The sequence below is a fragment of the Pseudomonas sp. SJZ077 genome (genome assembly GCF_007993905.1).
GTDB lineage: Bacteria > Pseudomonadota > Gammaproteobacteria > Pseudomonadales > Pseudomonadaceae > Aquipseudomonas > Aquipseudomonas mandelii.
Map to the genome: position 1 here is coordinate 101,670 of NZ_VIUJ01000013.1, position 25,969 is coordinate 127,638.

Annotated in this window: 22 protein-coding genes; 15 read left to right on the plus strand and 7 right to left on the minus strand. The window is 60.0% G+C overall.

Annotation, left to right across the window (positions count from 1 at the left end; translation table 11 throughout):
- Positions 1-25: 25 nt before the first annotated feature.
- Together mgrA and FBY01_RS19765 are read right to left on the minus strand one after the other, a co-directional pair.
- Positions 26-1,063, minus strand: coding sequence for an L-glyceraldehyde 3-phosphate reductase (gene mgrA / locus FBY01_RS19760; protein ID WP_010464790.1), 1,038 nt, complete (start codon positions 1,061-1,063; stop codon positions 26-28).
- A 163-nt stretch (positions 1,064-1,226) separates the two neighbouring features.
- A complete protein-coding gene (locus FBY01_RS19765) occupies positions 1,227-2,117 on the minus strand; it encodes a LysR family transcriptional regulator (protein WP_077747495.1) in 891 nt (296 codons plus the stop codon).
- Positions 2,118-2,241: 124 nt separating this feature from the next.
- Here FBY01_RS19765 and FBY01_RS19770 point away from each other — a divergent pair, with 124 nt between their 5' ends.
- Together FBY01_RS19770 and FBY01_RS19775 are read left to right on the plus strand one after the other, a co-directional pair.
- On the plus strand, positions 2,242-2,982 hold the full coding sequence (locus tag FBY01_RS19770) for an SDR family oxidoreductase (protein WP_083375285.1): 741 nt from the start codon (positions 2,242-2,244) through the stop codon (positions 2,980-2,982).
- Between the two features lie 135 nt (positions 2,983-3,117).
- Entirely contained in the window at positions 3,118-3,378 is a 261-nt protein-coding gene (locus FBY01_RS19775) for a hypothetical protein (RefSeq protein ID WP_010464795.1), read from the plus strand.
- Positions 3,379-3,396: 18 nt separating this feature from the next.
- Here the strand turns inward: FBY01_RS19775 and betT are convergent, their stop codons facing one another.
- Positions 3,397-5,352: a choline transporter BetT gene (betT, locus tag FBY01_RS19780; RefSeq protein WP_169857611.1), complete on the minus strand. Its 1,956-nt coding sequence runs from the start codon at positions 5,350-5,352 to the stop codon at positions 3,397-3,399.
- Positions 5,353-5,761: 409 nt separating this feature from the next.
- On the minus strand, positions 5,762-6,688 hold the full coding sequence (epsC, locus tag FBY01_RS19785; RefSeq protein ID WP_010464798.1) for a serine O-acetyltransferase EpsC: 927 nt from the start codon (positions 6,686-6,688) through the stop codon (positions 5,762-5,764).
- Positions 6,689-6,878: 190 nt separating this feature from the next.
- Here epsC and FBY01_RS19790 point away from each other — a divergent pair, with 190 nt between their 5' ends.
- The 13 genes from FBY01_RS19790 to FBY01_RS19855 all read left to right on the plus strand — a co-directional run bounded on the left by FBY01_RS19790 (position 6,879) and on the right by FBY01_RS19855 (position 20,264).
- Positions 6,879-7,877, plus strand: a complete 999-nt coding sequence (locus FBY01_RS19790) for a D-cysteine desulfhydrase (protein ID WP_010464800.1) — start codon at positions 6,879-6,881, stop codon at positions 7,875-7,877.
- 351 nt (positions 7,878-8,228) lie between these two features.
- Positions 8,229-9,029, plus strand: a complete 801-nt coding sequence (gene tcyJ / locus FBY01_RS19795) for a cystine ABC transporter substrate-binding protein (protein ID WP_010464802.1) — start codon at positions 8,229-8,231, stop codon at positions 9,027-9,029.
- A complete protein-coding gene (gene tcyL, locus FBY01_RS19800; protein WP_010464804.1) occupies positions 9,029-9,694 on the plus strand; it encodes a cystine ABC transporter permease in 666 nt (221 codons plus the stop codon). Before tcyJ ends, tcyL begins: the two co-directional genes overlap by 1 nt.
- A 4-nt stretch (positions 9,695-9,698) precedes the next feature.
- The gene (gene tcyN / locus FBY01_RS19805; RefSeq protein ID WP_010464805.1) at positions 9,699-10,454 is read left to right on the plus strand and encodes an L-cystine ABC transporter ATP-binding protein TcyN; all 756 of its coding nucleotides are present in this window, start codon (positions 9,699-9,701) and stop codon (positions 10,452-10,454) included.
- A gap of 491 nt (positions 10,455-10,945) precedes the next feature.
- Positions 10,946-11,710: a hypothetical protein gene (locus FBY01_RS19810; RefSeq protein WP_077747493.1), complete on the plus strand. Its 765-nt coding sequence runs from the start codon at positions 10,946-10,948 to the stop codon at positions 11,708-11,710.
- Between the two features lie 323 nt (positions 11,711-12,033).
- Complete coding sequence (locus FBY01_RS19815; protein ID WP_145309103.1) at positions 12,034-13,275, plus strand: SfnB family sulfur acquisition oxidoreductase; 1,242 nt, start codon at positions 12,034-12,036, stop codon at positions 13,273-13,275.
- Positions 13,276-13,298: 23 nt separating this feature from the next.
- Positions 13,299-14,492 carry an SfnB family sulfur acquisition oxidoreductase gene (locus FBY01_RS19820; protein WP_077747491.1) on the plus strand — a complete coding sequence of 398 codons (1,194 nt, stop codon included), beginning with the start codon at positions 13,299-13,301 and terminating at the stop codon, positions 14,490-14,492.
- Positions 14,492-15,850, plus strand: coding sequence for an LLM class flavin-dependent oxidoreductase (locus tag FBY01_RS19825; protein ID WP_145309101.1), 1,359 nt, complete (start codon positions 14,492-14,494; stop codon positions 15,848-15,850). The genes FBY01_RS19820 and FBY01_RS19825 overlap by 1 nt, the downstream gene beginning before the upstream one ends.
- A 143-nt stretch (positions 15,851-15,993) precedes the next feature.
- Positions 15,994-16,803: a MetQ/NlpA family ABC transporter substrate-binding protein gene (locus FBY01_RS19830; protein ID WP_010464814.1), complete on the plus strand. Its 810-nt coding sequence runs from the start codon at positions 15,994-15,996 to the stop codon at positions 16,801-16,803.
- A 2-nt stretch (positions 16,804-16,805) separates the two neighbouring features.
- Positions 16,806-17,927: a methionine ABC transporter ATP-binding protein gene (locus FBY01_RS19835; RefSeq protein WP_145309099.1), complete on the plus strand. Its 1,122-nt coding sequence runs from the start codon at positions 16,806-16,808 to the stop codon at positions 17,925-17,927.
- Complete coding sequence (locus FBY01_RS19840; RefSeq protein WP_010464818.1) at positions 17,917-18,561, plus strand: methionine ABC transporter permease; 645 nt, start codon at positions 17,917-17,919, stop codon at positions 18,559-18,561. The genes FBY01_RS19835 and FBY01_RS19840 overlap by 11 nt, the downstream gene beginning before the upstream one ends.
- Positions 18,562-19,103: 542 nt before the next feature.
- Entirely contained in the window at positions 19,104-19,460 is a 357-nt protein-coding gene (locus tag FBY01_RS19850) for a DUF6124 family protein (protein ID WP_010464820.1), read from the plus strand.
- A gap of 174 nt (positions 19,461-19,634) precedes the next feature.
- On the plus strand, positions 19,635-20,264 hold the full coding sequence (locus FBY01_RS19855; RefSeq protein WP_010464822.1) for a bifunctional 2-polyprenyl-6-hydroxyphenol methylase/3-demethylubiquinol 3-O-methyltransferase UbiG: 630 nt from the start codon (positions 19,635-19,637) through the stop codon (positions 20,262-20,264).
- A 114-nt stretch (positions 20,265-20,378) separates the two neighbouring features.
- Here FBY01_RS19855 and FBY01_RS19860 read toward each other — a convergent pair whose 3' ends face one another.
- The 3 genes from FBY01_RS19860 to FBY01_RS19870 are packed head-to-tail and all read right to left on the minus strand — an operon-like array spanning position 20,379 to position 25,596.
- Positions 20,379-23,432, minus strand: coding sequence for an efflux RND transporter permease subunit (locus tag FBY01_RS19860; RefSeq protein ID WP_010464825.1), 3,054 nt, complete (start codon positions 23,430-23,432; stop codon positions 20,379-20,381).
- Positions 23,429-24,496 carry an efflux RND transporter periplasmic adaptor subunit gene (locus FBY01_RS19865; RefSeq protein WP_010464827.1) on the minus strand — a complete coding sequence of 356 codons (1,068 nt, stop codon included), beginning with the start codon at positions 24,494-24,496 and terminating at the stop codon, positions 23,429-23,431. The genes FBY01_RS19860 and FBY01_RS19865 overlap by 4 nt, the downstream gene beginning before the upstream one ends.
- Positions 24,493-25,596, minus strand: coding sequence for an efflux RND transporter periplasmic adaptor subunit (locus FBY01_RS19870; RefSeq protein ID WP_145309097.1), 1,104 nt, complete (start codon positions 25,594-25,596; stop codon positions 24,493-24,495). Before FBY01_RS19870 ends, FBY01_RS19865 begins: the two co-directional genes overlap by 4 nt.
- Positions 25,597-25,969 lie beyond the last annotated feature (373 nt).

The following is a 25,969-nucleotide window of genomic DNA, read 5'->3' on the forward strand; positions in this document are numbered from 1 at the left end:
CGCAGCAAGACCCCGTGCCGAACACTTATTCAGCCGTCGAAGGCTTCTCCCAAAGATTGATCCCGCCTTCCTGGGCAAACCGGTCAATTTCCGCCAGTTCTTCCGCGCTGAAACTCAAATTCTTCAACGCTGCGACGTTCTCGATAATCTGCTCCGGCCGGCTCGCACCGATCAGTGCCGAGGTCACGCGCGGATCGCGCAGCGTCCATGCCAACGCCAGTTGCGCCAGGCTCTGACCGCGACGCTTGGCGATTTCGTTGAGCCCGCGCACGTGGGCGATGTTGGCTTCGGACAGATGTGATTCCTGCAAAGAACCACCGCCCGGGCGATTGACCCGCGCATCCTTCGGAATGCCATTGAGGTACTTGTCGGTCAACAAGCCCTGCGCCAATGGCGTGAACGCAATCACGCCAGTGCCGAGTTCGTCGGTGACGTCCAGCAGATCCTTTTCAACCCAGCGATTGAGCAGGTTGTAGGCTGGTTGGTGAATCAGCAACGGCACTTTCCACTCTTTCAGCAGCGCCGCCATCTCACGGGTTTTCACCCCGGAATAGGACGAGATGCCGATGTACAGCGCCTTGCCCTGCTGTACGGCGGTGGCCAACGCACTGGCAGTTTCTTCCAGTGGGGTGTCGGGGTCGAAGCGATGGGAATAGAAGATGTCCACGTAGTCCAGGCCCAGGCGTTGCAGGCTCTGGTCGAGGCTGGCCAGCACGTATTTACGCGAACCGCCGCCCTGGCCATAAGGGCCGGGCCACATGTCCCAGCCGGCCTTGCTCGAAATAATCAACTCGTCGCGGTACTGCTTGAAGTCTTCACGCAGCAAACGACCGAAGTTGATCTCGGCGCTGCCATACGGCGGGCCATAGTTGTTGGCCAGGTCGAAGTGGTTGATGCCCAGGTCGAAGGCGGTGCGCAACAGCGAGCGCTGAGTGTCGATCGGCGTGCTGTCACCGAAGTTGTGCCACAGCCCCAGGGACAGCGCCGGCAGCACCAGACCGCTGCGGCCTACGCGGCGGTAAGGGATAGAGTCGTAGCGGTTTTCGGCAGCGGTGTAAGTCATCGAATCCTCTCTTGTCTGTCTTGAAGTTGGTATCGACTGCTTCGCAAGTTGCCCAGCATACGCCCAGACAAACGCCGATAAACCTCGGACTCGAGAAAAAGCTGAAACGTTTCACAGATGATCGTTCCGACGCGGAGCGTGGGAACGATCAAGAACAGCAAGGTCAAACAGCGCCCGTAAACAGCTCCCCCAACCAATCCACAAACACCCGAACCCGTGGCGACATGTGTCGGTTGTGGGGGTACAGCACCGAAACCGGCATTGACGGTGGCGGCGTGTCGATGAGGACTTCTTGCACCAGGCCTTGGGAAATCTGCGCCTCCATTCGGTAATGCGGACACTGGATCAGGCCGAGCCCGGCAATTGCCGACGCCGCGTAGATTTCCGCGCCGAACACTGAAACCGCGCCTTCGATAGCGACTTCTTTCAGCTCGCCATCGACCATGAATTCGAAGGGGAACAACTTGGCGGTGGTGCGCGAGACGTAGTTCACCGCGCGATGGTGTTTCAGGTCTTCAAGGCTTTTCGGTTCACCGTATTGACGCAGATAGGCGGGGCTGGCGCAGGTGATCTGGCGCAGGCTGGCGATGCGTTTTCCGATCAGCGCCGAATCACTCAAGGTGCCGGCGCGCAGCACGCAGTCGACGCCTTCAGCGATCAGGTCGACAAAACGGTCGGCTTCGCTGATGGACAACTCGATGTCCGGGTAACGCTCCATGAATTGTGGCAATGCCGGGATCACAAAATGCCTGGCCAGGGTGCCATGCAAGTCCACGCGCAAGCGGCCTTTGGGTGCGCAACCGCGAAACGCCAGTTCGGCTTCTTCCAGTTCCGCCAGCAAGTGCACACAACGCTGATAGTAGGCCTCGCCGTCCAGCGTCGGACGCACCCTGCGGGTGCTGCGTTCCAACAAGCGCGTACCGAGCCACGCTTCAAACTGATTCAGCGTATGGGTCAGCGTCGCCCGTGGCAGATTCAGGTCCTCGGCGGCCAGCGTGAAGCTGCTGCGCTCGTAGATCCGCACGAAAACCTTCATTGCTTTGACTTGATCCACGCTTGGCTCTTGCTCCTCGATTGTTGGCGATTATTGAACAGTCAAGGCAACTCTCGTGCATTTATCGACTTCGGTAAACATGTGAATCTGGCTTCACCCCAACAAACACCTTCAAAGGTTCGCCATGACTACTCAAACTTCGAAAGTTGCCCTCGTGACCGGCGCCTCCCGTGGCATCGGTGCCGTGATCGCCAGACAACTGGCCAGCGAAGGGTTCGCCGTCGCCATCAACTACGCCAGCAGCGCCATCGAAGCCTCAAAACGGGTGGTGGAGTTGCGTCAGGCCGGCCATCAAGCCATAGCGATCAAGGCCGATGTGGCCAATGCCGACGACGTGCGCCGGATGTTCGACGAGACCGAAACGCAACTGGGCAAGGTCGATGTGCTGATCAACAACGCCGGCATTCTCAAAGTGATGCCGCTGGCGCAACACACAGACGAACTGTTCGACCAGACCTTCAACATCCACGCGCGCGGCACCTTCAACACCTTGCGTGAGGCGGCGACGCGTCTGAACAGCGGCGGGCGGATCGTCAACTTTTCCAGCAGCACCGTCGGGCTCAACCTGCCAGGCTACGCGGTATACATCGCCAGCAAAGCGGCCGTGGAATCCCTGACCCAGGTATTCGCCAAAGAAATGCGCGGGCGCAACATCACCGTTAACGCCGTGGCGCCGGGGCCGGTGGCAACTGAGTTGTTTTTGCACGGCAAGAGCGAAGAGCAGATCCAGACCTTCGCCAAGATGCCTCCGCTGGAGCGTCTCGGTCAGCCGGAGGACATTGCTCGTGTGGTGTCGTTTCTGGTCGGGCCGGATTCGGCTTGGGTCAATGGGCAGATTCTGCGGGTGAATGGTGGATTGGTTTAAGCTGGTTTGCAGGCAGCCCAGACGCCTTCGCGGGCAAGCCTCGCGCCTACAGGGGTTGCGCGCAATCTGTAGGCGCGAGGCTTGCCCGCGAAGGCGGTCTTGAGGGCAGCACACATCGAAAGGACGGAATGCATCATGCACACCACGATCATCATCACCTTCGGCCTGATCCTGCTGGCGCTGATGCTGTTCATCGGCGAGAAAATCGGCTTCAGCCGCGAGACCCTGGCCTACAGTTTTGTGGTCCTGTGGCTGGCCCTGACACTGATCAACGGCGCGGTCGGCATGGTCAATGCCGGTCAGCCGTTGAGCACGGAACTGGTCGTTGGCAGCGCCGTGTTCGGTGTACCGGTGGCGGCGCTGGTGCTGTTCATGGTGTTGACCACCGAAACGTGAACAGCACCGCCACTACGTTCAACGCACCAAGTGCAAGAACTGCAAATGCCGTTCGTACTGATCAAGGATGTCGTTGATGATCTGCTCCTTGGTGTAACCCACCAGATCGTAGTCCTGGCTGCCCTCACTCAAATGCACTTCGGCCCGGTAATAACGGCGGTTGTTGAGTTCCTTGGAACCCATGCCACCACGGGCAAACGATGGCGTGAAGTAGCCACGCATCTGCACCTGATAGATAAACGGATGCTCTTCGCCGTGTCCGATTTCCAGGCTGACGTTGTCGTTGGCCGGGTCGGGCTGAGTGACCACGTTCAATCCTTTCTCGACGAACACGGCGCTCACTTCTTCGATCGCCGGGCGCACCGTGGTGTCGAGGAAACGATAGACCTCATCGCGGGACGGGAAATGCACGGCCTGGGTCAAACGCTGACGCCAACCGCCCCGCCGCGAGCCGGACACCGGCGCCAGGGAATGCAGCTGCGCGATCTGCTTCTGCGACTCCAGATAGAACGCCTTGTGCAGCCCCCACATCATCAGCAGCAAGATCATCGAGAACGGCAACGACGTCAGCACCACCGCTGACTTCAGCGCATCGATGCTGCCGGAGAACAGCAACGCACTGGTCACCAGCGCGGTCATCGCGCCCCAGAACACCCGCAGCCATTTCGGCCCGTCTTCATCCGGGTTGCCGCCCTTGGCGGAGAGCGTCGACAGCACCACGGTGCCGGAGTCGGCCGAGGTGACGAAGAACACGAAGCTGATGAACACCGTCACCGCGATGACGGTTTTGCTCCACGGGTAGGTTTCCAGCAGCAGGTAGAGGGTCATCGACGGATTGTCGACGGCCGACATGCCGAGTGCGGTCATGCCGTGGTTCAGGACCTGGTCGATGGCGCTGTTGCCGAAGATCGACATCCACGCCAGGGTGAAACCGAGCGGAATCAGCAACACGCCGAAGACGAATTCGCGAATGGTACGGCCACGGGAGATCCGGGCGATGAACAGGCCCACGAACGGCGACCACGCAATCCACCAGGCCCAATAGAACACGGTCCAGCCGCCCAGCCAGTCGCTGGGTTTGTCGTAGGCGTACAGGTCGAAACTCTTCATCGGCAACGCGCCGAGGTAGTCGCCGATGTTCTGGATCAGGGTGTTGAGCAAATGCTGCGTAGGACCGGCGAACAACACGAACAGCAACAGCGCACAGGCCAGCAGCATGTTGATGTCGGACATCACCCGCACGCCTTTATCGACGCCGGACACCGCAACGATGATCGCCGCGCCCATCATCAACGTGATCAGGCCGACCTGAATCCACTGGGTGTGAGCGATGCCGAACAAGTAGTCCAGGCCCGAGTTGAGGTGCAACACGCCAAAGCCCATGTCGGCGCCGAGGCCGAACACCGTGGCGATGATGCCGAAGCCGTCCACGGCGTAACCGATCGGGCCGTTGATGCGCTTGCCAATCAGCGGATAGAGCGCCGAACGCAAGGCCAGCGGCAGGTTGTGGCGGTAGGCGAAGTAGGCCAGCGCCATGCCGACAAAGGCGAACACGCCCCAGCCGTGCAGGCCCCAGTGCAGAAACAGAATCTGCATCGCCTGACGCGCCGCATCCGCCGTGCCGGCCTCGCCTTGCGGTGGTTGGGCCAGGTGAGTGAGCGGTTCGGACACGCAAAAGAAGAACAGCGTGATGCTGATCCCGGCGGCGAACAGCATGCCGGCCCAGGACAGGTAACTGAATTCGGGCTCGTCGTGGTCGGCACCGAGCTTGATCTTGCCGTAACCAGACAAGGCGGTGACCACCACGAAGACCAGATACAGCGTCATCGCGAGCATGTAATACCAGCCGACCGTATTGGCCGCCCAGTTTTGCGCTTCCAGCAGCCAGGCGCCGGCCTGTTCAGGCATGGCAATGACGACGATGCCGAACAGCAGAATGAAGGTCGCCGCGAAATAAAACACCGGCGGATTCATGCGGACCTGGCCGCTTGGAGGGAGGGACGATGCACTCATGAAAGGTGCACCTCAAGGGGGTGAAACAGGGCAATCAATAACGGACTCGGCAAGGCAAGCCTCCTGTTGTGAACGGGCAGCAAACCGGCGGTTTAACTTGAATGAGCGTTCAAGTTAAACATGAATAGGGTGCTAAGGACTAATCGCAGGGCTCGGCGGTACGTTCTGTACGCTAGCTCAAGGATGGGTATGACGTGGGATTGGGGGGATTCGTTCAGCGGGAAATTAGCTAAATGCCATGATTACCGTGCGCCTTGAAATCCATTCGCGAGCAGGCTCGCTCCCACAGGGAGATGTGTCGTTCAAAAATCCACTGTGGGAGCGAGCCTGCTCGCGATGAGGCCGGTGCAGTCAGCAGAAATTTCGAAGCTTACTTCTGCGTCCCGTCATCATGCTGCAAATTCGCCTGCGTCAGGTTGCACCCCGGCGGTACGCTACGGGTCAGCCAGACGTTGCCGCCAATGGTCGAGCCCTTGCCAATGGTGATCCGCCCCAGAATCGTCGCGCCGGCATAGATCACCACATCATCCTCAACGATCGGATGCCGCGGATGGCCCTTTTGCAACTGGCCGTCCTCATCCGACGGGAAGCGCTTGGCGCCCAACGTCACGGCTTGATAAATCCGCACGCGTTCACCAATGATCGCCGTCTCGCCGATCACGACACCCGTCCCGTGATCAATAAAGAAGCTGCGACCGATCTGCGCCCCAGGATGGATGTCGATACCGGTGGCCGAGTGGGCGATTTCTGCGCTGATCCGCGCCAGCAGCGGCAGCCCCGAGCGGTACAAATGGTGCGCCAGGCGATGGTGGATCACCGCCAGAATCCCGGGATAGCACAACAGCACTTCATCGACGCTACGAGCTGCCGGGTCACCGTGATAGGCCGCCAGCACATCGGTGTCCAACAAGCTGCGCAGCCCCGGCAACGCGAGGGCGAAATCCTGAATGATCGCAATAGTCTTGGCCTCCACTTCGGTGTCAGCTTCGGCGCTGTGACGAGCGGCGTAACGCAGTTCGAGTCGTGCCTGCGCCAGCAACGCGTTCAACGCGACGTCCAGCGTGTGCCCGACGTAGAAGTCTTCACTCTCCTCACGCAAATCCACCGGTCCCAGACGCATCGGAAACAAGGCACCGCACAGCGCTTCCAGTATCTCCGCCATGGCGGCCCGGGAAGGCAATTCGCGACCGCCCTGCTCGCCGCTGACTCGGCCGTTTTGTGCGCGCCACTGGTCCCGCGCAGTACGCAGTTGACTGACGATGGTCTGCAATTGCCAATGGCTGGAACGCTCGCTCACGGTAAAAACTCCTCACGGGCGGCCGGAGTGTCTGGCCGCGTTGTCGGCGATTACTTTACGGCAAGGTCTGGAGGCCGAATTAAGAACCAATTGTGCTGTGTTCAGTTCTTTTGGCTATAAGCGATTGACGGTTGCCCATGCATATAGCCGTGCCTATAGTCCTGACATCTTCCTTGGCCAGTACGGACCCATGATCAAACAACAGCTTGCCCGCTTTAACCGCCTCGACCTCCTCGGCCACCCTACCGCGCTTGAAAAACTCGAACGGCTGTCGACCTGGCTCGGCCGTGATCTGTACGTCAAACGCGATGACCTGACACCGCTGGCCATGGGCGGCAACAAGCTGCGCAAACTCGAATACCTGGCGGCCGATGCCTTGGCCCAGGGCGCCGACACGTTGATCACCGCGGGTGCGCTTCAGTCCAACCACGTGCGCCAGACTGCCGCCATTGCGGCCAAGCTTGGCCTGGGCTGCGTCGCGCTGCTGGAAAATCCATTGGGCACCGACGACGCCAACTACCTGGGCAACGGCAATCGGCTGCTGCTCGACCTGTTCGATGCCAAGGTCGAGCTGGTGGAAAACCTCGACAATGCCGACGAGCAACTGCAAGCCTTGGCCGACCGTTTACGCAATAACGGCAAGAAACCGTATCTGGTGCCAATTGGTGGCTCCAATGCGCTGGGCGCTTTGGGTTATGTGCGCGCCGGGCTGGAACTGGCCGCACAGATCAAGGACACCGGCCTGCAATTTGCCGCCGTGGTCCTGGCCTCGGGCAGTGCCGGGACCCACAGTGGTCTGGCGCTGGCACTGAGTGAAGTACTGCCGGATTTGCCAGTGATTGGTGTCACGGTTTCCCGTAGCGATGAAGATCAGCGCCCGAAAGTCCAGGGCCTGGCCGAGCGCACTGCCGAGTTGCTGGGCGTGAGCCTGCCGGCGGGTTTCAAGATCGAACTGTGGGACGAATATTTTGGCCCGCGGTATGGCGAGCCGAATGCCGGGACGCTGGCGGCGGTGAAGCTGGTGGCGAGTCAGGAAGGGTTGCTGCTGGACCCGGTTTACACCGGTAAAGCCATGGCCGGGTTGCTGGATGGCATCGGTCGTCAACGGTTCAACGATGGCCCGATCATTTTCCTGCATACCGGCGGTGCACCAGCGTTGTTTGCCTACAAGGACTCGCTGACCAGTTGAAGTACTCCTGTGGCGAGGGCGCTTGCTCCCGCTGGGGTGCGCAGCGCCCCCAAGACCTGTCCCCCACGGTTTCTCAGTTGACCGCGGAGACTGATTTTGCGACTGCTGCGCAGCCGAGCGGGAGCAAGCTCCCTCGCCACAGGGAATCGCGTGCATCTCATATGAAATAAAAGAATAACAAACACGATATTTATTATTTTCCTATCTAAAAGCGCCATCATATAGTCACGCCGCAGGCGAATTTGCAGCGAGACGCATACGCTGCTTTAGGGCAGGATATTGCAGTCGTCCAAATCCCGATTTTGCCAACATTCCTAAAAGCGTCTTCATAAGAAAACACAGGGGCTTGTCATGAATTTTTCCGCACTACGTCGAAATCTGCTGGTCGGTTCGCTGGGCCTGGCGCTGAGCGCCGGTCTGCTGGGGCAGGCGGTTGCCGGTGAGCAGCTGCAAAAAATCAAGGACGCGGGCGTGATCAACGTCGGTCTGGAAGGCACTTACCCACCGTTCAGCTTCGTTGACGCCGACGGCAAACTGGCCGGTTTCGAAGTCGAGTTCTCCGAAGCCCTGGCCAAAGAACTGGGCGTGAAGGTCAAACTGCAACCGACCAAATGGGACGGCATCCTCGCGGCGCTGGAATCCAAACGTCTGGACGCAGTGATCAACCAGGTGACCATCTCCGAAGAGCGCAAGAAGAAGTATGACTTCTCCGAGCCGTACACCGTTTCCGGGATTCAGGCGCTGGTGCTGACCAAGAAGGCCGCGGAGCTGAACATCAAGTCTGCCGCCGATCTGGCCGGCAAAAAAGTGGGCGTAGGCCTGGGCACCAACTACGAGCAGTGGCTCAAAGACAATCAGCCAAAAGCCATCATCAAGACCTATGACGATGATCCGACCAAGTTCCAGGACCTGCGCGTCGGCCGCATCGACGCCATTCTGATCGACCGTCTGGCCGCTCTGGAATACGCCAAGAAAGCCAAGGACACCACCGCCGCCGGCGAAGCGTTCTCCCGTCAGGAAGCCGGTATTGCCCTGCGCAAAGGCGAGCCTGAGTTGCTGGCTGCGGTGAACAAAGCCATCGACAAGCTGCGTGCCGACGGTACGCTGAAAAAGCTTTCGGAAAAATACTTCAGCGCTGACGTCACTCAATAATGGAAGAAGCTTTTCAACTCGCACTGGACTCCCTGCCTTTCCTGCTCAAGGGGGCCTACTACACGGTCATCTTGAGCCTGGGCGGGATGTTCTTCGGCCTCATGCTGGGCTTCGGCCTGGCACTGATGCGCCTGTCGCGCTTCAAGCTGGTCAGCTGGATCGCCCGCATCTACGTGTCGTTCTTTCGCGGCACGCCGTTGCTGGTGCAACTGTTCGTGATCTATTACGGCTTGCCGCAATTGGGCATGGAACTCGATCCGCTGCCGGCGGCCCTGATCGGCTTCTCGCTGAATATGGCCGCTTACGCCTGTGAAATCCTGCGTTCCGCGATCAGCTCCATCGAGCGCGGTCAGTGGGAAGCTGCCGCCAGCATCGGCATGACTCGTGCGCAAACCCTTCGCCGGGCCATTATCCCGCAAGCGATGCGCACCGCATTACCGCCGCTGGGCAACAGCTTCATTTCGCTGGTCAAGGACACCGCGCTGGCCGCCACCATCCAGGTACCGGAACTGTTCCGCCAGGCGCAACTGATCACAGCACGCACCTTCGAAGTGTTCACCATGTACCTTGCCGCCGCGCTGATCTACTGGATTCTGGCCACGGTGCTCTCGCACCTGCAGAACAAGTTGGAAGAGCGGGTCAATCGGCACGACCAGGAGTCCTGACCCAATGATTGTCGTGGAAAAACTGACAAAGCAGTTCAAGGGTCAAGTGGTGCTCAACGGCATCGATCTGGAAGTGAAGGAAGGTGAGGTCGTCGCGATCATAGGGCCTAGCGGCTCGGGTAAAACCACCTTCCTGCGATGCCTGAATTTTCTGGAAGAACCCACCAGCGGCCGGATCAAGGTCGGTGACATCGAGATCGATGGCAGCCGCCCGTTGAACCAGCAGCAGAACCTGGTGCGGCGCTTGCGTCAGCATGTCGGTTTCGTGTTCCAGAACTTCAACCTGTTCCCCCATCGCACCGCCCTGGAAAACGTCATCGAAGGCCCGATCATCGTGAAGAAGATCCCGCACGCCGACGCCGTTGCCCTGGGTAAAAAGCTGTTGGCCAGGGTTGGCCTGGCGGGCAAGGAAGACGCTTACCCGCGACGCCTTTCCGGTGGTCAGCAGCAGCGTGTGGCGATTGCCCGTGCACTGGCGATGGAGCCGGAAGTGATCCTGTTCGATGAACCCACCTCAGCGCTTGATCCAGAGCTGGTGGGTGAAGTGCTGGCGACCATCCGCAGCCTGGCTGAAGAGAAGCGCACCATGGTGATCGTTACCCACGAAATGGGCTTTGCCCGGGACGTGGCCAACCGTGTGGTGTTTTTCGACAAGGGTGTGATCGTCGAGCAAGGCGAAGCCAAGGCGTTGTTTGCCAACCCGAAAGAAGAACGGACGAAGCAGTTTCTCAGCAAGTTCCTGAATAACACCAACCCTTAATATCGCTTCACCATTTGTCAACTTCCATGGATGGAAGTGGCAACTTACCCCGCCACCCACATCGCTCGATTCTCTCTTCTCGTTCATTCGAACAATAGATCAATTTTTACAACTGCATGCGGTACATATATATGTTCTGCAACAGATTCAACGCGCCTAAAATCCGCCAGATCCAGTGCCATCAATGAGCACACCGTCGCCGCCACCCACGCCCGAAAATCAATAAATACGCGGCGAAATTCGACAGAGCGGTGCGGCATATTAACTTCAAGGCGTAGGATTTTTCTGAATAGCACTGAATACCCTACTTAACTAGTCAGTTCTATTGACACCTATTCAGGCGCACTCTTATCTAGTCCCCAGCAGGCGTCAACCATCGTTAAAAACCATTATTGAAACTTGCAAATAGTGAACAACTTTGTTGCTCGGTAATACACGCCTTTTGATTTTTTCAGAAACGGACTTCGCTGCAAGGCGTCAAGGAGAAACCCATGACAAGCACCTCGAATAAATCCGGACTTGCGGCCCCTACCCTGGCGCAATCCCACAAGACGGGCATCAATGTCACTTCGGCGGCCCATCTGCTGATCGATGTGGCGCCCTACCCCGGCATGGACGAAGGCGACCTGATCGAACTGTTCTGGGACAACTGCTACGTCGCCTCCCGCGTCCTCATGGCCGACGATGTCGGCGAAGTCGTCAGTCTGCGTGTGCCGCAAAGCTTCATTGCCAATGGCTCCTCCTGCATTCACTACCGCGTCATGCAAGTCGGACAGGGGCCGGCGCTGTCGCTCGCCACACGGGTACAGATCAAGCTCGATTGCCCGGGCGGTCAGCCACTCACGCTGTGCGGCCACGAAAACGAGCACCTGGCGCCAGTGGGCATCCCCGAAACCATTCGCCGTCAGGGGGTCAATCCGAACCAGATCAAGCGGGGCGTGCCGTTGACCATCGAGCCTTACCTGAACATGGCCGTCGACGATGAAATCACCCTGCGCTGGGGTGATGTGCGCATGGACCTGCCGCAGCTCAAGGCCGACGAGGTGGGCCAGCCGGTTCAGGTCTGGGTGCCGCCGGCGATCATTCTCGAAGCCGGCGAAGACCTTCGGCTGGAGGTGACTTACTGCATCCTCGATCGCGTGGGCAACAACTCCGGCTGGGCACCACCGCGCTGGCTCAAGATCGGTTGCAACAATCCCTATCTGAAAGTGCCGTTCAAAGAGCAATTGAAAGCCGCCGAAACGCGCAATAAGTAAAAACACCGCCGTCCCTGTAGGAGCGAGGCTTGCCCGCGAAGGCGGTGTGTCAGCCAACATCAAAGGTCCCCGACACTTCGCCTTTGCGGGCAAGCCTCGCTCCTACAGGGGAAGCAACACCCTTCTATGCATATTCCCAAAAGTTAGTTTATTAATTTTTTATACGCGTTTAGGGTATATGCACCGGACCACCGGACATTCTTGATTTTCGTTCGCCGCAACCCTCGCGGCGACTCCATGAGATGTGAGGTAGGTATGGTCCGGAACACAATCACCCCAGTGCAGATCGCCAGGGCATTGCGTGCAGCCAAGGAGCGGCACTGATGTCCAGTCTGGCAGATGCAATCGTTCAGAGTGATCTGGACATCGCCCCCCTGTTGTTGCCCGCGCAGGTCCTGCGCAACGACGCACAAGCCATCAAGGCCGCCCATGAGCTGGCGCAAGTCGCCCGCCTGCAAGCGGCCAAACGTGACCGGCAGCGCAAATTGCCATGGTCGCAAATCGAACAGTTCACCCGCAGCGGCCTGGGCAGCATTTCCATTGCGCGCGAGTACGGTGGCCCACAGGTTTCGTTCGTCACCCTGGCCGAGGTTTTCGCGATCATTTCTGCGGCGGACCCGGCACTGGGACAGATCCCGCAGAACCAGTTCGGCATCCTGCACCTGGTACTCGGCAGCGCCACCGAGGCGCAAAAAAAACAGCTGTTCAAAAGCGTGCTCGAAGGCTGGCGCATCGGCAATGCCGGGCCGGAGCACGGCACCAAAAACACCCTCGAACTCAAAGCGCGGATCACCGCTGACGGGGATGGTTTTGTCATCAGCGGGCAGAAGTTTTACTCCACCGGCGCACTGTTCGCCCATTGGGTGGCGGTCAAGGCGCTGAACGACGACGGCAAGCAAGTGTTGGCCTTCGTCCGTCGCGGCACACCGGGCCTGCGCATTGTGGATGACTGGTCAGGCTTCGGTCAGCGCACCACCGCCAGCGGCACCATTTTGCTCAACAACGTGCGGGTCGACGCCGAGCTGGTGGTAGACAACTGGAAGATCAACGACAGCCCGAACATCCAGGGTGCCGTGTCGCAACTGATTCAAGCGGCCATTGACGCCGGTATCGCTCGCGGTGCCATCGACGACGCCATCGAGTTCGTGAAAACCCGTGCCCGTCCGTGGATCGACGCCAAGGTCGAGCGGGCCAGCGACGACCTCTACGTCATCGCCGATATCGGCAAGTTGAAAATTGAACTGCACGCCGCCGAGGCACTGCTGCGCAAGGCCGGACAAGTACTCGATGAGGTCAGCGCCGCGCCCCTCACTACCGAGTCCGCCGCGCGCGCGTCCATTGCCGTCGCTGAAGCAAAAGTGCTGACCACCGAGATCTCGCTGCTCGCCAGCGAAAAACTCTTCGAACTGGCCGGCAGCCGCGCGACCCTCGCCGAGTTCAATCTCGACCGCCACTGGCGCAACGCCCGCGTGCACACGCTGCACGACCCGGTGCGCTGGAAATACCACGCCATCGGCAGCTATCACCTGAACGGCACGCTGCCCGCTCGCCACTCCTGGATTTAACGACCAGATCTCTGGAGAAACACATGACTCATTCTCACCACGTCGCGGTCATAACCAGCGATGAGCAAGCCCTGATCGTCGCTACCGATCTGGCCGAAGATTTCAAACGCGACAGCGCCCTGCGCGACCGCGAACGCCGTTTGCCGCACCCGGAGCTGGAAGTGTTTTCCCGCTCGGGTCTTTGGGGCATCAGCGTGCCCAAAGAATACGGCGGCGCCGGGGTTTCCAACGTGACCCTGGCCAAGGTCATCGCGCTGATTGCCCAGGCTGACGGCTCGCTCGGACAGATCCCGCAGAACCATTTCTACGCCCTCGAAGTGCTGCGCGTGAACGGCAGCGAAGAGCAGAAAAAACGCCTGTACGCCGAAGTGCTCGCCGGCCAGCGCTTCGGCAATGCCTTGGCGGAACTGGGCACCAAAACCGCCCATGACCGCGTCACCAGCCTGACCCGCGACGCTGACGGTTATCGCATCAACGGTCGCAAGTTCTACGCGACCGGCGCGATCTATGCGCAACGCATTCCGACGTCGGTGGTGGATGAAAACGGCGTGCAGCAACTGGCGTTCGTCCCCCACAACAGCAAAGGCCTGACCGTCATCGACGACTGGAGCGGTTTCGGCCAGCGCACCACCGGCAGCGGTTCGGTGGTGTTCGAAGACGTCTACGTCGCCGCCGAAGACGTCATCCCGTTTCAAAGTGCGTTCGAGCGCCCGACCACCGTTGGCCCGCTGGCACAGATTCTTCACGCCGCCATCGACACCGGCATCGCCCGCGCCGCCTATGAAGACGCCCTGCACTTCGTGCGCACCAAAACCCGACCGTGGATCGACGCCACCCATGAAAAAGCCACTGACGACCCGCTCACCCTCAAGAGTTTCGGCCACCTGAGCATTCGCCTGCACGCCGCCGAAGCCTTGCTGGAACGCTCCGGCGAATTCCTCGACAAAGCCCAGGCCAACACCAACGCCGAGACCGTCGCTGCGGCCTCGATTGCCGTTGCCGAAGCCCGCGCCATCAGCACCGACATTTCCCTCGCCGCCGGCAGCACGTTGTTTGAACTGGCCGGCAGCCAGGCAACGCTGATCGAACACGGCCTCGATCGCCACTGGCGCAACGCGCGGGTGCATACCCTGCACGACCCGGTGCGCTGGAAGTATCACGCCGTCGGCAACTACTACCTCAACGATGAAAACCCTCCGTTGCGAGGGACCATCTGATGGCCGAGGCGAGAAAGAAGATCCTGCTCAACGCGTTCAACATGAACTGCATCGGGCACATCAACCACGGCTTGTGGACGCATCCACGGGACACCTCCACCCAGTACAAAACCATTGAATACTGGACCGAACTGGCGCAGTTGCTGGAACGCGGCTTGTTCGACGGTCTGTTCATCGCCGATATCGTCGGCGTGTACGACGTCTACCAGAACTCGGTGGACGTGCCTCTGAAAGAATCGATCCAGCTGCCAGTCAACGACCCGCTGCTGCTGGTTTCAGCCATGGCGGCGGTGACGAAAAACCTCGGTTTCGGCCTCACCGCCAACCTGTCTTACGAACCGCCGTACCTGTTCGCCCGCCGCCTGTCGACGCTCGATCACCTGAGTCGCGGCCGGGTCGGCTGGAACATCGTCACCGGTTACCTCGACAGCGCCGCCAAGGCCATGGGCCTCAGCGAACAGGTCGAACACGACCGCCGTTACGACCAGGCTGATGAATACCTCGAAGTGCTCTACAAACTCTGGGAAGGCAGCTGGGAAAACGGCGCGGTGTTGAATGACCCGCAACAGCGGATCTACGCCCAACCGGAAAAAGTGCACAAGGTCGAACACAAGGGTGAGTTCTATCAGGTCGAGGGTTATCACCTCTGCGAGCCATCGCCGCAGCGCACGCCGGTGTTGTTCCAGGCCGGCAGTTCCGATCGCGGTTTGCTGTTCGCAGGGCGTCATGCCGAGTGCGTGTTCATCAGCGGGCAGAACAAACCATCGACCAAGGTTCAGGTGGATAAGGTTCGCGCCAGCGCTGTTGAAGCCGGGCGCAATCCCGAAGACATCAAGGTGTTCATGGGCTTGAACGTGATTGTCGGCGCCACCGAGGAGCTGGCCTGGGCCAAGCACGCCGAATACCTGAGTTATGCCAGCGCGGAGGCCGGCGTGGCGCATTTTTCGGCGTCGACCGGCATCGACTTCTCCGACTACGAGATCGACGAGCCGATCCAGTACGTGAAGAGCAATGCGATCCAGTCGGCGACCAAAAACCTGCAAAACAACGACTGGACCCGGCGCAAATTGCTCGATCAACACGCCCTCGGCGGCCGCTACATCACGGTGGTGGGTTCGCCTGAGCAAGTGGCGGACGAACTGGAATCGTGGATCGCCGAGACCGGGCTGGATGGCTTCAACCTGACACGGATTGTCACGCCGGAAAGCTATGTGGATTTCATTGAGCTGGTGATTCCGGAGCTGCAGCGGCGTGGGTCGTACAAAACGGCTTATGACAACGGCAGTCTGCGGGAAAAGCTGTTTCACGGCGAAGCGCATTTGCCTGAGCAACATACGGGCTCGGCGTTTCGGCGCTAAAAGCTTCGCGGGCAAGCCTCGCTCCTACAGGTATTGGTCGTTCACAAGTGTCCGGTACGGCGCTGAACCTGTAGGAGCGAGGCTTGCCCGCGAAGAGGCCCGCCCAAACACCCAAAATTTATGCACTGACTGGAAACCCCATCATGAAAAAGACCTGCCTCTCCCACCCAGTCAAAGCACTGGCCCTGGCCCTCGGCCTCTTCAGCTCTGTCACCTTCGCCGCCGACGCGCCGCTGAAAGTCGGCACCACCGCGGCCTTCGCCATCCCGCTGGAAGCCGCCGTCGAGGAAGCCAAAAAACAAGGCCTGCAAGTCGACCTCGTGGAGTTCAGCGACTGGATCGCCCCCAACGTCAGCCTCGCGGCCGGCGACATCGACGTGAACTATTTCCAGCACGTCCCGTTCCTGGAAAACGCCAAGGCTGCCGCCGGTTTTGACCTGGTGCCGTTTGCGCCGGGGATCATCAACAACGTCGGCCTCTACTCGAAGCAATACAAAAGCTTCGACGAACTGCCACAAGGCGCCAGCGTCGCCATTGCCAACGACCCGATCAACAGCGGTCGCGGCCTGCAACTGCTGGCCAAGGCCGGCCTGATTACCCTCAAGCCGGGTGTCGGCTACAAGGCCACCGAAGAAGACATCATCGCCAACCCGAAGAACATCAAAATCCTCCAGGTTGAAGCGGTACAGCTGGTGCGCGCCTATGACGATGCCGATCTGGTGCAGGGCTACCCGGCGTATATACGTCTGTCGAAGACTTTCGATGCCGGTTCGGCCTTGCTGTTCGACGGTCTCGATCACAAGGAATACGTGATTCAGTTCGTGATCCAGCCCAAGAGCAAAACCGATCCGCGCCTGATCAAGTTTGTCGATATCTACCAGCACTCGCCGGCTGTTCGTGCAGCCTTGGATAAAGCCCACGGCAAGCTCTATCAAGCCGGCTGGGAAAGCTGAGGATGACGGCCGCGATCCAACGGCGACTGGAGATTCCAGAGCCACATAAAGCCGAACAGACCGAACTGCACCCGGACCTGAACCGCGCTCATGTGCGCTTCATCGGCCTGGGCAAAACCTACACCGGTCAGCAGGGTCCAGTGGCGGCGTTGCACGGCATCGACCTGGCGATCCAGCGCAGTGAAGTGTTCGGCATCATCGGTCGCAGCGGCGCTGGCAAGTCGTCGCTGATCCGCACCATCAACCGTCTCGAACAACCGAGCAGCGGCCGGGTGCTGATCGATCAAGTGGACATCGGCGAGTTCGATGAAGACCGCCTGGTCGCGCTGCGCCGACGGATCGGCATGATCTTCCAGCACTTCAACCTGATGTCGGCCAAGACCGTTTGGCAGAACGTCGAATTGCCACTGAAAGTCGCTGGTGTACCCAAGGAAAAACGCGAACAGAAAGTCCGCGAACTGCTGGAGTTGGTCGGCCTGCAAGGCAAGCACAAGGCCTATCCGGCGCAGCTGTCCGGCGGACAGAAACAGCGTGTCGGCATCGCCCGCGCGTTGGTGCATGACCCGGAGATCCTGCTGTGTGACGAAGCCACATCGGCACTGGACCCGGAGACCACGCAATCGATCCTCGGCCTGCTGCGCGAGATCAATCAGCGGCTGGGTTTGACCATCGTACTGATCACCCACGAGATGGCGGTGATCCGCGATATCTGTGATCGGGTGGTGGTGCTGGAACACGGAAAAGTCGTCGAGCAAGGGCCGGTCTGGAAAGTCTTTGGCGACCCGCAGCATGAAGTCAGCAAGACCTTGCTCGCGCCGCTGCAACACGCGCTGCCGGAAGAACTGCAAAGCGGTTTGCGTCCACAACCTCAGTCCTCGGATGCGGCGGTTGTGTTGCGTTTGCGCTTCACCGGCAGCGCCACAGACGAACCGGATCTGGCAGCGCTGTTCAGCGCCCTCGGCGGTCGCGTGAGGTTGCTGCAAGGTGGCGTGGAACGCATTCAGGGCCATGCGCTGGGGCAATTGCTGCTGGCGGTGACGGGGTCGTCCTTGGGCGCCGAGCAACTGCGTCAGCGCGCCGGCCACTGGGCGCAACAGGTGGAGGTGCTCGGTTATGTGGTTTGATCGTTTGTTGCAAGGCTTCATCGACACGTTTCTGATGGTGGGCGTGTCGTCGCTGATTGCGCTGCTGGCGGGGATTCCGCTGGCGGTCATCCTGGTCACCAGCACCCAAGGCGGCATCTACGAAGCACCGGCGCTGAACCGTGCACTGGGCGCCTTCGTGAACCTGTTCCGCTCGATTCCGTTTCTGATTCTGATGGTGGCGCTGATTCCGTTCACCCGGTTGATCGTCGGCACCACTTACGGGGTCTGGGCCGCGGTGGTGCCGCTGACGATTGCAGCCACGCCGTTCTTTGCGCGCATAGCCGAAGTCAGTTTGCGCGAGGTGGATCACGGTTTGATCGAAGCGGCCCAAGCGATGGGTTGCCGGCGCTGGCACATCGTCTGGCATGTGCTGTTGCCCGAGGCGCTGCCGGGGATTGTCGGTGGTTTCACCATCACGCTGGTGACCATGATCAACTCGTCGGCCATGGCCGGGGCCATTGGTGCGGGGGGGTTGGGGGACATTGCGTATCGGTATGGGTATCAGCGGTTTGACAGCCAGATCATGCTGACGGTGATTGTGTTGCTGGTGGTGTTGGTGGCGATTATCCAGCTGGGTGGGGATCGCTTGGCTCAGGGGCTCAACAAGCGCTGAACACGGTCAAGGTTGTAGCGCTTTTGTGGCGAGGGAGCTTGCTCCCGCTCGATTGCGCAGCAATCGCAAGATCTTTAGACCGGGTTTATCTGACACACCTCATCGAATGGCTGGGGGCTGCTTCGCAGCCCAGCGGGAGCAAGCTCCCTCGCCACAAAAGTGTCCTCGACACGGGCAATTTCCCTCGCAACAGGGGGAACATTTCCCACAGGAAAATCAGTGTGCCTACAGGCCTGGTCCCTTTCATTTGCAGGACATTTCCTAGATCATTCCGCTCGCTTGCGCCTGCCAAATTCGGTGGCTAGTCTCGGTCCGTCACTGCTCATCAGTGATCGGGTTTAGTAGCCCGGAACAATAGGCGTATGGCGGTTCCATGCTCATGCCCGGTGTTGCTTGCCGCGTGCAGAAAATGGTGGCTGTACGTGGGGCACTCTCGGGTGCACCGGTTTTCCTATTGACCGGCCTACTACCTGCGTACAGCTGCCACCCACCGCTTAGTAGGCGAAGGTGTCGGCTCCCCTGCAGCAATAGGAGCAACGCCAATGAAAAGATCTGTCCCCGATCCACCTCCCGAAACATCCACCCAAGACAAACCCACCGACGATCCACTCAGAGATCGTTCCGCCCTTTATCGTGCGATCGATTTCTACCTCACCGGAGAACAGCCTTCGGCCCCCGATGAACTGCGGTTCTACAACGTCAGTGAAGACGTGAGCTTTGAAGACACCCAACTCTATGTTGCGGATTTGCTGCGCTGCGCTTCAGTCACCGCGTATCAGTGTGGCGATCACCTCAAGGGGGCGGATCGAGCCATGGTGTTTTCCGTTTGGCATTTGCTGGAGATTGCCAAAGCCATGGTTGATCGCTCCATTGATTGTTTGGGGATGAAGCAGGGCTGACATCGGTCGGCAGTGAAATCGCCTTCGCGGGCAAGCCTCGCTCCTACAGGAGTACGCGTCTGTCGAAACAACTCGATCAACTGTAGGAGCGAGGCTTGCCCGCGAATGGCTGCGAAGCAGCCCCCCGTCTGATGGCGTATATTCGGCAAATCCCCATTGCGTGCGCAGCCGACCATGAAGCAAACCCCCGACGACCTCCAGAAGATCACCGCCACCACCCTGGACCATTACAACTCGGTGGCCGAAGGTTTTCGCGAGGGGACTCGCGATCATGATGTCAGCCAGAACATCGATGCCTTGCTGCGGCATATTCAGGGCGAGGCGCCGTTCGACATTCTCGATTTCGGCTGTGGGCCGGGGCGGGATTTGCAGACGTTCACGCGCATGGGCCACAGGGCTGTCGGGCTTGATGGTTCGGAAAAGTTTGCGCAGATGGCGCGTGAGGACAGTGGATGCGAAGTATGGCAGCAGGACTTTCTGAAGCTGGACCTGCCGGATGAACGCTTCGACGGGATTTTTGCCAATGCGGTGTTGTTTCATATCCCGCGCCAGGAATTGCCTCGGGTGTTGAAGGAGTTGCGCAGGGCGTTGAAGCCAGGTGGCGTGTTGTTCAGTTCCAATCCTCGCGGCGAGAATCAGGAAGGGTGGAATGGGCCGCGTTATGGGGCTTATCACGATCTTGCGGCGTGGCAGCAATTACTGACTGAGGCGGGGTTTGTGGAGCAGGAGCATTACTACCGGCCGGCGGGGCTGCCGCGGGAGCAGCAGCCTTGGTTGGCGAGTGTGTGGCGCAAGCCGGTGTAGCCTGACAGGACGCCATCGCGAGCAGGCTCGCTCCTACAGTTGACCGAGTTGTCCAGACGGACGCGGTCCCCCTGTAGGAGCGAGCCTGCTCGCGATGAGCGCGTAGCGCTCGCCTTACTGCACCTCTTTCTGCGGCTCGCGGATTTTGTACCAGGCGACATAAAGCGCTGGCAAAAACAGCAAGGTCAGCAACGTCGCAATAATGATCCCGCCAATCATGGCGTAAGCCATCGGCCCCCAGAACACTTCCCGGGCAATCGGGATCATCCCCAGGCTGGCCGCCGCAGCGGTCAACAGAATCGGTCGGCGTCGATGCTCCGTGGCCTGCGCCACGGCATCCCAAGGTGAAACGCCCTCTTTCTCCAAGGCGTCGATCTGGGTCACCAGGATCACCGAGTTGCGGATGATGATGCCGATCAGCGCCAGAATCCCCAGGATCGCCACAAAGCCCATCGGCGTGCCCGTCGGGATCAACGCCAGCACCACGCCGATCAGCCCGAGCGGCGCGACACTCGCCACCAGGAACAGCTTCTGCACGCTGTGCAGCTGGATCATGAGGAAGGTCGCCATCAGAAACAGCATCAGCGGCACCACCTTGGCAATCGGCCCCTGGGCCTTGCCGCTTTCCTCCACCGTGCCGCCCGTGGCGACCGAGTAACCCACCGGCAAACCAGCGGCGAATTTATCTATGGCGGGGTTGAGCTGTTTCACCAGGTCAGTCGGCTGAATCTCATCACGCACTGCCGCCTTGATGGTGATGGTCGGTTTACGGTCACGGCGCCAGACCAGCGGTTGCTCGAGTTCATAGCGCACCGTGGCGAACGCCAGCAGCGGAATCGACGTGCCGCTCGGGGTCACGATCTGCAAGTTTTGCAGGGTTTCCGGCGTGCCACGTTCCGCGTCCACCGCGCGCCCCACGACGTTGATCAGGTAGATATCGTCATCGACCTGAGTCACCGGCGAACCAACCACAATGCTGTTCATCAGGTTGGCCACGTCTTCCGAAGAAAGCCCCAGTTGCCGCGCCTTGTCCTGGGCGATCTCGATGCGCAGGACTTTGCCCGGTTCGTTCCAGTCGTAAATGATCTCGCCGATGTGCGAGTTCTTGTCCAGCTCGGTGGCCAGGGCGATGGCGTGCTTGCGCACCTGATCGATGTCCTTGCCGCTGACCCGGTACTGAATCGGGCGACCCACCGGCGGGCCCATTTCCAGCGCCTGGACGTAGCTGCCGATCCCGACGAAATCCTTGCGCAGCCGTTCGCGCAAGCGCTGACTGAGGGCGTTGCGCGATTCCAGGCCTTTGCTGACGATCACCAGTTGCGCGTAGTACGGGTTCTGTAATTGCTGGTCGAGGGGCAGGTAGAAACGGATCGCTCCCTCGCCGATGTAAGTGCTCCAGCGCACGATGTCCGGGTCATCCTTGAGCGTCGCTTCGAGCTTGTCCACCGCCTTGCGGGTTTCGGCCATCGAGGCGTTTTGCGGCAGGTTGAGGTCGACGAGGATTTCCGGGCGGTCCGACGACGGGAAGAACTGGTTCTGCACAAACTGCATGGAAAACACCGAGGCCACGAACAGCGCAATGGTGATACCGATCGCCCACCAGCGATTGCGCATGGCCCAAAACATCCCGTAGTTGAATGCACGGCCGATGCGCCCGGGCTCGGCGTCATGGGGTTTCACCTTGGCGCTGAGAATGTGCACGCCGATCACCGGGGCAAACAACACAGCGACAATCCACGACACCAGCATCGCCACCGCGATAACGGCAAACAGGGTGAAGGTGTACTCGCCCGCCGAGCTGGCGTTCAACCCGATGGGCACGAAACCGGCGACGGTCACCAATGTGCCGGTGAGCATGGGGAACGCCGTGGAGGTGTAGGCAAACGTCGCCGCCTGCTCCTTGGTCTCGCCCATTTCCAGGCGTGTGACCATCATTTCGACCGTGATCATTGCGTCGTCCACCAGCAGGCCGAGGGCGATGATCAATGCGCCGAGGGAAATCCGCTGCATGGTGATGCCGCTGTATTCCATGAAGATGAACACCATGGCCAGCACCAGCGGGATCGAGCACGCCACCACCAGCCCGGCGCGCACACCGAGGCTGACGAAGCTGACGATCAGCACGATCACCACCGCTTCGAACAAGGCACTGGTGAAGCCTCCGACGGCTTTTTCCACCACTTCGGCCTGATCGGACACAGTGTGTACACCAACGCCCACCGGCAAGTCTGCGGTCAGGTCGGTCATGCGCTGGTGCAACGCCTTGCCGAACTCCTGGATGTTGCCGCCCTTCTTCATGGCGATGGCAAGGCCGATGGCCGGGTGGCCGTTGAAACGGAACTCCGGGGTCGCCGGGTCAACGTAGCCACGGCTGATGTCGGCAATGTCGGCCAGGCGGTAGAAGCGGTCATTGAGCCGCAGGTTGACGTTGGCCAGGTCTTTCTCGGAAGCGAACTGCCCCGAGGTGCGCACCGAGATGCGCTCCGGACCGGACTCGATCACACCGGCCGGGGTCACCGAGTTCTGGGTTTGCAGGCTTTGCACCACCTGGCGTTGATCGATCCCCAGCGCCGCCAATTTACGGGTGGAGAAATTCAGGTAGAGGACTTCGTCCTGCTCACCGACCATCTCGACCTTGCCCAGCCCCGGCACTTCACGAATTTCAGCGCGAACCTGTTCCACGTAATCGCGCAACTGGCGCATCGACAAGCCGTCGGCGGTAAAGGCGTAGACCGAACCGAACACATCACCGAATTCGTCGTTGAATCCCGGCCCTTGCAGGCCTTGGGGGAAGTCACCGCGAATGTCGTTGATCTTCTTGCGCACCTGGTACCAGATTTCCGGGATGTCCTTGGCACTGGTGGTGTCGCGCAGGTTGACGAACACCGTGGACTCGCCGGGCCGCGTATAGCTTTTGACGTAATCGAGGGAGTCGAGCTCTTCGAGTTTTTTCTCGATGCGATCCGTGACCTGCTTGAGGGTTTCTTCCTGGGTCGCGCCCGGCCAGCGGGTCTGGATGACCATGGTTTTGATGGTGAACGACGGGTCTTCCTCGCGCCCCAGGTTCATGTACGAGAACACGCCCATCAGCAGCGCGACGAACATCAAATACCAGACAAACGACTGATGCTTGAGGGCCCATTCGGATAAGTTGAAACTCCCTTTCATTGGGGGCTGTCCTCGTCGATTTTCACTTTCTGTCCGGGTTTCAGGCTGTTCACACCCGCGCTGACCACCCGCTCACCCGACTTCACACCGTTGGCCAGGACCATGGTCGAATCGGTGCGGCTGAGAAGGTTGACGTCCCGTGGGGCAACGGTCTGGGTCTGCGTATCGACGACCCAGATGCGCGATTGCCCACCGACCTCCTGTAGCGCACTCAAGGGCAGTTCGATGCGGGGTTTGATCGCGGAGCTGAGGGTGACGCTGATCGCGGTGCCCAGGCGAAAGCCGGGCGGTGTGTCTGTCAGGGTCAGGCGGGCTCGACGGGTACGCGTCGCACTCTGGGCCTGGGGCTCGATTTCACGAACAGTGGCCGTCGTGTTGATACTCGGGTCCAGTTGCGCCGCAACTTGAAAGACGACGTCGCTCGGGAGTTGGTCGACCAGGGTGTCCGGCAGGTCGATCACCGCTTCCTTGATGTCCGGCTGCGCCAGGGTCACCACTTGCTGGCCGGCGGTGACGACTTGCCCGGCTTCGGCATTCCACGCGGTGACGATGGCTTTGTGGTCCGAGCGCAATTCGACATAGTTGAGCTGATCCTTGGCCTGATCGACCGCCGCCTTCGCTTGATCGAGAGAGGCCTGGGTGGTCTTCAGGTCGGTCTGCGCGACATCGAGTTGCGCCTGGGCGCCGACGCCGCGATCGAACAATTCCTGCTGCCGCCGGGCGCTGGCCTGGGCGTTGATGTATTGCGCCTGGACGCTGGCCAGATCGCCCTGGGCGGAACGCAGCTGATTCTGCTGATCGGTAGGGTCCAGGGTGGCGAGCAGCGCGCCCTTTTCCACTTCGGCACCGACATCGACGTTACGGCTGGCGATGCGCCCCGGCACGCGGAACCCGACATTGCTTTCATAGCGGGCCTGGATGCTGCCGGCAAAGCGGCCGAGATGTTCCTCGTCCAGCGATTCGACCTTGACCGACAGCACCGGACGTATCGGCTCCGGCGGCGGTTCCTCTTTCGAGCAAGCCGCCAGCATCATCGCCGTGCACACCAGTAACAGACGCTTCATGGCTGAGCTTCCACAGCAAGATCCTTGTAGGTGTTTTCGGCGATTTCAACTTTCACGCCGGGGTGCAGCAACTGACCGCCCGCGATGACGACTTTTTCGCCGCTCTGCAGGCCGGCGCTGATGATCACTTTGCCGGTCAGGTAACGACCGACCGTAACATTGTGCAGTTGCGCCTTGCCCTCGCCATCCACCAGCCATACCGCCGGATCGCTGAGGTTTTTGGTCAGGGCCGACCACGGCAATTCCACGGCGGACTTGCCCGGCGTCTTGGCCGTGGCGCTTACCACCGAGCCCAGTTGCATGCCCTCGGGCAGGCTGTCGAGGGTGACTTTGACTTGCACGGTGCCGGTCTGCGCGGACACCGCCGGGGTGATCTCCCGCACGGTGCCAGTGGTTTTGATCGACGGGTTGTCGAGCAGGCTGACCACGATGGTTTTATCCTCCGGCGCCTCGGCCAGCAGCGATTCGTAGACGTTGAACACCGCGTCACGCTCACCATCGCGCGCCAGGCTGAAAATCGGCACCGTCGCCTGCACCACTTGGCCGACTTCGGCCTGACGCGCCGTTATCACGCCTGGCGCCTCGGCAATCAGCGCGGTGTAGCCGAGTTGTTCACGGGCGTTGGCAAATTGCGCCTGGGCAGCGGTCAACGCACTCTGACTGCTGCGCAAGGCAGCTTGCGCGGAATCGTATTCGCTTTGGCTGGTGTAGCCCTTGGGCAGGAGTTTTTGCTGGCGGACAAACGCGGCGGCGGTCTGTTTGACCCGGGCCTGCTCGGCGGTGACTTGGGCCTGGGCCGAATTGACGCTGGTCTGCAGGTCTTTGGGATCGAGTCTGGCCAGCACTTGTTTGGCCGACACTCGGTCACCGACATCGACCATGCGCTGAATGATCTTGCCGCCCACGCGGAACGACAACTCAGTCTGGACCCGGGCCTGAACATCGCCGGTGAGCGTCACCGACGCGGCGTAATCCAAGGGTTTGACCTCTTGGACGAAGACCCGTGGACGGTCCTTCTCGACCGGTTTTTTATCGCCACACGCGGTCAGTAGTGCAAGGAGGCTCAGACCAACCGCTATTTTCAATCCGGGACCAGCCATGCAGACTCCTTTGCGTTGTACGGACGTGCCAATGGCGATACGACTGTGAGCTTAGAACAGGGTTCCATGGGTGCACCTGACGCCCTCAAATAAAGCCATCAAGTCACAAATCTTGTAGCACGTGGCGGAGCCCACTGAGAGCCAGCCTGAGGTTCGGATGACGATCGTGTTGGCCAGCTTCACGTCGACCTTGTCGCATCACGCAAAAAACTATCCCGCGGATTTGTCGCGGCGAAAGAAGACGACTATTTTCCTTGCAGCTGTAGGAGGGATCTTTTTTTCAAAAAGCCCCTCCAAGGACGCACAGCTTTTGGCCAGACTCCCTGGCTGAACCCTCACAAGGAAGAGAAAAATGGCTGAGATGAAAGTGCCA